Origin of the sequence: Terriglobus sp. YAF25, assembly GCF_052113305.1 — a bacterium.
Taxonomy (GTDB): Bacteria; Acidobacteriota; Terriglobia; order Terriglobales; family Acidobacteriaceae; genus Terriglobus.
In genome coordinates this window covers 1-3,560 of sequence record NZ_JBFRCY010000492.1, presented here as the reverse complement: position 1 = coordinate 3,560, position 3,560 = coordinate 1, and the positions used below count along the sequence as shown (strand labels likewise).

Here is a 3,560-nt window from a genome sequence, read left to right as displayed (position 1 = left end):
GGTCTACGCCGCCAGATCGTCCAGGTGTGGGAGGCGCTCAAGACAGCCTCGCGAGGATAGCTCTCCCGGGCCTAGAATCTTCTAAAGCCTGAACTTCACAGGCGAAGGAAACGTAAAGGAAGTTATATGAAGATGCGTCGCATACTGCTCGTGCTCCTTCTCGTGGGCGGCTTCTACCTGCTGACCAACTACATGGTCCCGTCAGGAGCCATCGGTAACTGGGTCAAGAGCGCCTTCCCGTCGCTACCGGGAAATGGAACAACTGCAGTCAATGGCCCTCTGGGTAACTTTCACATGACCGTCGCCAACGCCGCGCCGGAGTTCGACAGCGAAGAGCAGAACAATATCAACGTCTATAAGCGGACGCTGCCCAGCGTGGTGAACGTTACTTCCACCACCGTGGCCTTCGACTTCTTCTACGGCCCGGTCCCACAGCAAGGCATGGGCACGGGCTTCATCATCGACAAAGAGGGCCACATCCTCACCAATAACCACGTGATTCAGGATGGCCAGCGCATCGAAGTCACGCTGAGCGACAAGCACAAGTACAAGGCCAACGTAGTTCAGGTGGATAAGAGCCATGATCTCGCATTGCTGCAGATCAATGCGCCGAACCTGGCTCCTGTCACCCTGGCCGACTCCAAGAACATCGTCGTTGGACAGAAGGTCTACGCCATCGGCAATCCCTTTGGCCTGAACGGAACCATGACGCGCGGCATCATCTCTGCCCTTCGTTCCGTCCGTGGACCGACAGGAGCGGCGATCGACAACGCCATCCAGACCGATGCCGCCATCAATCCCGGTAACTCCGGCGGACCGCTGCTGAACTCACGCGGCGAGGTCATCGGGATCAACACGATGATCGCCTCCAACGGCAGCGACCAGAGCGCAGGTATCGGCTTCGCCATTCCCATCAATACTGCCCGCGCCTTCGTTGATGACCTGGCCCGCTACGGCCACGTTCGCCGCCCCGCGCTCGATGTCGTCACGTTGCCCATCGGCCCGGACATCGCGGACCAGCTTGGCCTCGCGGCCGACTACGGCGTCCTGGTGGAGCGGGTGCTCCCCGGCGGTGCGGCAGAACGCGCCGGACTGAAAGGCGGCTCACAGCGCGCCTACATGGGCAATACTCCGGTAATGATCGGCGGTGACCTCATCGTCGCCATCGACGGACAGGAGATCACCAGCCAGCAGGACGTCTCCGACGTGATGAACTCCCACAAAGCAGGCGACACGGTGACAGTCACCATCTTCCGCGCTCGCAAGAAAGTCGAGCTGCGCGTCACCCTGAGCGAAGCCAGCGAGCGCCAGACATAGTACCGCCACCAATCTGGGCGCCCCATCCATAACTGCGTAGCAGGATGGGTGGGAATGCGGACTCTGGCGAACTTGATTCGCCGGGTGAACTATTCGAGCGAAGCTCGAACCGGTGGGAGCCGTGGGCTTTACAGCCCACGGTCTATCAACTCAATATAGAAACGGGCTTTAGCCCTGGGCCTTCTCTGTTAATCAGGAAAAAGCCCATTTATTTTTATGCCTTTATCAGCGGGCTGAAGCCCGCTGCTCCCACCAGACATCGGTCGAACAGCAGATTTCTCCGCTCTCTTCATTCGCTACGAAATGACAAACAAAAAAACGCTCCGCATTTCTGCGGAACGTTTTCTATTCACGCCAACCCTTACTGCGTAGCCCCAGTCTCAAAGAACTTCGTCGCCTGCCCGCCGATCACGCGATACATCGCAAACGATCGCGCCTGCTCTCCGCGCAGTTCCATCACCAGGCTGGCACGATTGGATGCCTCCGCGTCCACAACACCAACCAGATGCATCCGCGGCGTTGTATCCATGTGGATCGCATCGGTCACCGTCTTTATCGCCACCTGTGGTTCGCCGAAGCTGTCATTCTGCGCAACCACCGTGACATACTTCACCGGCGCCCCTCCCTCACCATTCGTATGAGCCTCCAGCACAAAGACCGGTGCGCTGTTATAGCTGAGCTCAAAGGCGGAAAACTTCTCATCGGCGAGTTTCACAGCCGGAGCCTCAGCCACCGGAGCCGCCTTCAGCTTGCTGCGCGCTCCGGTCGAACGGCTCACACCACCAGTCTTGATCGGCGCAGGAGTAGCAGCCGGAGGCGGAGCGACCAGCGACATGGCCACCTTCTCCAGCTTGGTCTGAATCTCTGTCTTCTCTGAAGGATCGCGGAAACGATAGGTGAAGTCGTGGATCTCGCGCGACGCGGCATCGCTCACGGCAACGATCTGATGCAGGTTGGCCGGCATGCCACTCAGCTGCGGCGCCTCGGCCAGCTTCGCCGGCTTGCCGCGCATGATCTTCGGACGATCAGGGTCGTCGTTCAGATCCCCCAGCGTCTGCACGTTGGCAGTGTCGTTCTTGATCGCGTCGCGCTTCTCCTTCTCCGTGCGCTTCTTCAGCGTCGGACGATCGGCGTCGTCGGATGGATCGTCCCCGACGCCAGTGACACCGCTCTGATCCTTATCTTTGCCGTTCTTGCTGTCCTTCTTATCCTTCGAGTCCGATTTGTCCTTCTTATCTTTATCCTTGCGGCCGAGCTTGGGACGGCTGTCATCCTTGTCGGTGGATTCCAGGACAACCTTCTGCGGAGCCTTCGGCTTGTCCACCGGTAAAGGCTGCCACTTGCCATATCCCATCCATCCCTGGTCGTACACGCTGCTGACGGCAGCGTCCGGCTTCAGGTTGCGGGCGAAGTCCAGGTCGAGCAATCCCTTGGGCTCGCCGGAGTCCTGCAGCTCATACACAACGTCCGTGCTCAGTGCCAGGGGGACAGGCCGCGCCAGGTAAAGGCCGGCATCCTGATAATCTCCGTCGACGAAGAGCGAGACAGGGACCAGGCGGCTCGCCAGCGGTTTCTTGATATCGTCGCCGGTCCACTCATAGACGCCAATCGCACGGGTGACATTGTCTTTCTTAGCAACACGGTGCATCTGGGCGGGTGCCGCAGCCACCATCGCCGCCACGGCGGCGAATCCGATTCCTCTGGAAACTTTCATCACACTCATAAGACGGCCAATCTCGCGGTTCCGCTACCTTGCAGCCCTGCCTTGCGGCTCAGACCGCAGGCGCTGTACCTTTGCATCCATGCCACCACAAGCAGGCGACGTTATCGAAGACTTTACTCTCAACGATCAGGACGGCAACCCGGTCACCCTCTCCAGCTTTGACCCCAAACCTGTCGTTTTGTTCTTTTACCCCAAAGCAGATACCCCTGGCTGCACCATCGAAGCCTGCGGCTTCCGGGACGCCATCGACAAGCTGAAAAAGGCGGGCGTGGTCGTTCTGGGCATCTCCCGCGACACCGTGAAGGCACAGAAGAAGTTCGCCGAAAAATACGACCTGAACTACCCCCTCCTGGCCGACCACGACCAGAAGATCTGCAACTACTTCGACGTCATCAAGCAAAAGACCATGTACGGCAAGCCGGTAACCGGAATCGAACGTACCACCTACCTGATCGGCCCCGGCCGCAAACTGCTGCACATCTTCCCCAAAGTAAAGCCGGAAGGCCACGCCGAAGAGGTC

At 59.2% G+C, this 3,560-nt stretch carries 3 protein-coding genes; 2 read left to right on the top strand and 1 reads right to left on the bottom strand.

Translation table 11 applies throughout. The features are described 5' to 3' along the window. Positions 1-126 precede the first annotated feature (126 nt). Entirely contained in the window at positions 127-1,317 is a 1,191-nt protein-coding gene (locus tag AB4043_RS18660) for a S1C family serine protease (protein WP_442301442.1), read from the top strand. 361 nt (positions 1,318-1,678) lie between these two features. On the opposite strand, the gene AB4043_RS18655 is transcribed toward AB4043_RS18660, so the two are convergent. Further along, the gene (locus tag AB4043_RS18655; protein WP_442301441.1) at positions 1,679-3,031 is read right to left on the bottom strand and encodes a hypothetical protein; all 1,353 of its coding nucleotides are present in this window, start codon (positions 3,029-3,031) and stop codon (positions 1,679-1,681) included. Between the two features lie 88 nt (positions 3,032-3,119). Between AB4043_RS18655 and bcp the strand changes: the two genes are divergently transcribed. After that, positions 3,120-3,560, top strand: a 441-nt coding sequence (gene bcp / locus AB4043_RS18650; RefSeq protein ID WP_442307752.1) for a thioredoxin-dependent thiol peroxidase, incomplete at its 3' end; no start/stop codon positions are given.

Excerpts from the sequence above, each read along its gene's own strand:
- AB4043_RS18660 (WP_442301442.1), top strand. The coding sequence starts at position 127 with ATGAAGATGCGTCGCATACTGCTCGTGCTCCTTCTCGTGGGCGGCTTC.
- AB4043_RS18655 (WP_442301441.1), bottom strand. The coding sequence starts at position 3,031 with ATGAAAGTTTCCAGAGGAATCGGATTCGCCGCCGTGGCGGCGATGGTG.